2 protein-coding genes are annotated in these 1,361 nt (G+C 29.0%); both read right to left on the bottom strand.

What is annotated here, in order from left to right:
- Window positions 1-791 (bottom strand): IS3 family transposase (locus tag ACODST_RS27770; protein WP_488935344.1); only part of this gene is annotated, 791 nt, incomplete at its 3' end.
- Window positions 791-1,318 (bottom strand): transposase, encoded by a 528-nt coding sequence (locus tag ACODST_RS27765; RefSeq protein ID WP_488935343.1) that lies wholly within the window; start codon window positions 1,316-1,318, stop codon window positions 791-793. The genes ACODST_RS27765 and ACODST_RS27770, both read right to left, overlap by 1 nt.
- Between the last annotated feature and the right edge of the window lie 43 nt (window positions 1,319-1,361).

Here is a 1,361-nt window from a genome sequence, read left to right as displayed (position 1 = left end):
CCTTTTAGATTAAGTTTTATTCTATCGTTATTATAGTAGTTTATATATTCAACTATTTCTTCTTTTAATTGATTAATAGAAGTGTATTTCTTAAGATAAAAAAGTTCTGATTTTATTATGCCAAAGAAATTTTCTATTATAGCGTTGTCAAGACAATTTCCTTTTCTTGACATACTTTGTTTAATTCCTTTTTGTTTTAATAAATATTGATATTGTTTCATCTGATATTGCCACCCTTGATCTGAGTGTAGTATTAAATTAGTTTGATCAGGTATTTTTTCAAAAGACTTCTTAAGCATTGATGTAATTTGGTTAAAGTTTGGTTTTTCAGATAAATCATAGCTAATAATTTCTCCATTAAACAAATCAATTATGGGAGACAGATACAACTTCTTTCCCGAGACATTAAATTCGGTCACATCTGTAGCCCATTTTTCATTTGGCATTACAGTTTTAAAATTACGATTCAATATATTGGGTGCTATTTTACCTTGCTGCCCTTGGTATGACTTATATTTTTTTACCCTAATTAAACTTTTTAAACCTAGATATTTCATTAATCTCAAAACTGTTTTATGATTAATTAAAATCCCTTTGTTTTTAATTTCTAATGTAATACGTCTATATCCGAACCTGCCTTTATGCTTATGATAAATATGTTGAATGAGTTTTTTAATATCTTTATATTTATCGTTTATTTGATGTTTTTTCTCGTAGTAATAATAACTGCTTCTGGCCATATTCATATGATTGAGCATTATGCCTAAATCATACTGATGCCTTAATTCCATTATGGCTTTCGTTTTATTTTCTTGATTTCTTCGGCTTGAACTAAGGCATTGTACTTTTTTAAAAGAGCATTCTCACATCTTAATGATTCTATCTCAAGTAAAAGTTCTTCCTCTCTGGTTAGAGGTTTATTAGATTTCTTTTTTGCTCTTTTTAAAGTCATTGGCGCAGATCTTCCTTTAGGTTTGTTTTTTAAGCCTGAAAGACCATGTTTTCGGTAATTCGTTCGCCATTGAGTAATGACAGATTCGCTTGGTATATTAAAAACAAAACAGGCTTCAATCAAAGATAAAGACTTCTCCTGAATTTTTTTTAATACTTTCAGTTTAAAATCAATGCTGTAATATTGATTCGTTTTAGGTAAAAGCCCGGCCTTACCATAATGTTTATATACGCTAAGCCACTTTCTGAGATTACTCTCAGTAAAATTATTCTCTTTTGCAACCGAACGAATTGAACGATTATTTTTCAAAACTTCTTCTATACATTGAAGTTTGAATTCATAACTGTACTTGATTTTTCTTTCCATAAAAATGCCCTCAAATAGTGTCTAACTTTTTGGGGGCAGTTCA

This window comes from Flavobacterium sp. FG19 (assembly GCF_057809475.1).
The sequence above is the reverse complement of the archived record's forward strand: the minus strand, read 5'-3'. Positions and strand labels throughout refer to the sequence as shown.

Excerpts from the sequence above, each read along its gene's own strand:
- ACODST_RS27765 (WP_488935343.1), bottom strand. The coding sequence starts at position 1,318 with ATGGAAAGAAAAATCAAGTACAGTTATGAATTCAAACTTCAATGTATA.